Raw genomic sequence first — 1989 nt, 5'->3', positions numbered from 1 at the left:
TATGGAGGCGGCACCCAGATTCGAACTGGGGATAAAGGTTTTGCAGACCTCTGCCTTACCACTTGRCTATGCCGCCATATTAAATTTTGGAGCGGGAAACGGGACTCGAACCCGCGGCATTCACCTTGGCAAGGTGACGCTCTACCAACTGAGCTATTCCCGCATAAAATTTGGTGGCCAGAGCCGGAATCGAACCAGCGACACGGGGATTTTCAGTCCCCTGCTCTACCTACTGAGCTATCTGGCCAGGGATGGTGCGGGCGGAGGGACTTGAACCCCCACGCACTGGGCACTAGATCCTAAGTCTAGCGCGTCTGCCAATTCCGCCACGCCCGCATATTATGGTGGGCCATCGGGGACTCGAACCCAGGACACCCTGATTAAGAGTCAGGTGCTCTACCAACTGAGCTAATGGCCCAAATTTTTCAGCCTTACGGCATTTAAAGTGGTGAGCCACCGGGGAATCGAACCCCGGACACCAAGATTAAAAGTCTTGTGCTCTACCGACTGAGCTAGTGGCTCTTATGGCTGGGCAGGCTGGACTCGAACCAACGAATGCGGGAGTCAAAGTCCCGTGCCTTACCGACTTGGCGACTGCCCATCGTATTTATTGGGGTGGATAGTGGGATTCGAACCCACGACCTCCAGAGCCACAATCTGGCGCTCTAACCAAACTGAACTATACCCACCATATGGTGCGCCTTGAGAGATTCGAACTCCCGACACACGGCTTAGAAGGCCGTTGCTCTATCCAGCTGAGCTAAAGGCGCATATTATGGAGCGGGTGATGGGAATCGAACCCACACAACCAGCTTGGAAGGCTGGGACTCTACCATTGAGCTACACCCGCATGGTGGTGACCCCTAGGGGATTCGAACCCCTGTTACCACCGTGAAAGGGTGGTGTCTTAACCACTTGACCAAGGGGCCATACTATCCGGCAACGACCTACTCTCCCACACCGTGCGGTGCAGTACCATCGGCCCTGCGGAGCTTAACCTTCGTGTTCGGAATGGGAACGGGTGTTTCCTCCGCGGCATAGTCACCAGATTTGCTCTATTATTTTATGTATGGTGGAGATGAGGAGATTCGAACTCCTGACCCCCTGCTTGCAAGGCAGGTGCTCTCCCAACTGAGCTACACCCCCACATTTTGGTGGGCCTTCAGGGACTCGAACCCCGGACCGACCGGTTATGAGCCGGTTGCTCTAGCCAGCTGAGCTAAAGGCCCTCAACTATCCGGCAACGACCTACTCTCCCACACCGTGCGGTGCAGTACCATCGGCCCTGCGGAACTTAACCTTCGTGTTCGGAATGGGAACGGGTGTTTCCTCCGCGGCATAGTCACCGGATTAGTTCTTTCAAAACTGCACAGCCTGTATGATCAAGCCCTCGACCTATTAGTACCAGTCAGCTAAACGCCTTACGACGCTTACACCTCTGGCCTATCAACCTGGTGTTCTTCCAGGGGTCTTACTAGCTTAACGCTATGGGAAATCTCATCTTGAGGTGGGCTTCGCGCTTAGATGCCTTCAGCGCTTATCCCATCCGAACATGGCTACCCAGCTGTGCCGCTGGCGCGACAACTGGTGCACCAGAGGTTCGTCCATCCCGGTCCTCTCGTACTAAGGACAGCTCCTCTCAAATTTCCTACGCCCGCGACGGATAGGGACCGAACTGTCTCACGACGTTCTGAACCCAGCTCGCGTGCCGCTTTAATGGGCGAACAGCCCAACCCTTGGGACCTACTTCAGCCCCAGGATGCGACGAGCCGACATCGAGGTGCCAAACCTCCCCGTCGATGTGGACTCTTGGGGGAGATCAGCCTGTTATCCCCGAGGTAGCTTTTATCCGTTGAGCGATGGCCCTTCCACTCGGTACCACCGGATCACTAAGCCAGACTTTCGTCACTGCTCGACTTGTCAGTCTCACAGTTAGGCTCCCTTCTGCCTTTGCACTCTACGCGCGATTTCCAACCGCACTGAGGGAAC

Annotated in this window: 13 tRNA genes and 3 rRNA genes; all 16 read right to left on the bottom strand. The window is 55.5% G+C overall.

Annotated features, from left to right (window positions below):
* Positions 1-2: 2 nt before the first annotated feature.
* Positions 3-76 (bottom strand) — tRNA-Cys (locus tag TCEL_RS00370).
* An 11-nt stretch (positions 77-87) separates the two neighbouring features.
* Positions 88-163: transfer RNA gene (locus TCEL_RS00365), tRNA-Gly, on the bottom strand.
* An 8-nt stretch (positions 164-171) separates the two neighbouring features.
* A tRNA-Phe gene (locus TCEL_RS00360) sits at positions 172-247 on the bottom strand.
* Between the two features lie 5 nt (positions 248-252).
* Positions 253-336 (bottom strand) — tRNA-Leu (locus tag TCEL_RS00355).
* Between the two features lie 6 nt (positions 337-342).
* Positions 343-418: transfer RNA gene (locus TCEL_RS00350), tRNA-Lys, on the bottom strand.
* Positions 419-446: 28 nt separating this feature from the next.
* A tRNA-Lys gene (locus TCEL_RS00345) sits at positions 447-522 on the bottom strand.
* Between the two features lie 3 nt (positions 523-525).
* Positions 526-601: transfer RNA gene (locus tag TCEL_RS00340), tRNA-Gln, on the bottom strand.
* Positions 602-611: 10 nt separating this feature from the next.
* Positions 612-689, bottom strand: a tRNA-His gene (locus tag TCEL_RS00335).
* A 4-nt stretch (positions 690-693) separates the two neighbouring features.
* Positions 694-770: transfer RNA gene (locus TCEL_RS00330), tRNA-Arg, on the bottom strand.
* Between the two features lie 6 nt (positions 771-776).
* Positions 777-850: transfer RNA gene (locus TCEL_RS00325), tRNA-Gly, on the bottom strand.
* Between the two features lie 4 nt (positions 851-854).
* A tRNA-Glu gene (locus TCEL_RS00320) sits at positions 855-929 on the bottom strand.
* A gap of 5 nt (positions 930-934) precedes the next feature.
* Positions 935-1049 (bottom strand): 5S ribosomal RNA (rrf, locus tag TCEL_RS00315).
* 21 nt (positions 1050-1070) lie between these two features.
* A tRNA-Ala gene (locus TCEL_RS00310) sits at positions 1071-1146 on the bottom strand.
* Positions 1147-1152: 6 nt separating this feature from the next.
* Positions 1153-1229, bottom strand: a tRNA-Ile gene (locus TCEL_RS00305).
* A gap of 6 nt (positions 1230-1235) precedes the next feature.
* Positions 1236-1350: ribosomal RNA gene (rrf, locus tag TCEL_RS00300) — 5S ribosomal RNA — on the bottom strand.
* 28 nt (positions 1351-1378) lie between these two features.
* Positions 1379-1989: ribosomal RNA gene (locus TCEL_RS00295) — 23S ribosomal RNA — on the bottom strand; the annotation flags it as partial.

The organism is Thermobrachium celere DSM 8682, from assembly GCF_000430995.1.
GTDB classification, from domain to species: Bacteria; Bacillota; Clostridia; order Clostridiales; family Caloramatoraceae; genus Thermobrachium; species Thermobrachium celere.
This window is presented reverse-complemented; position numbering and strand designations above follow the sequence as displayed.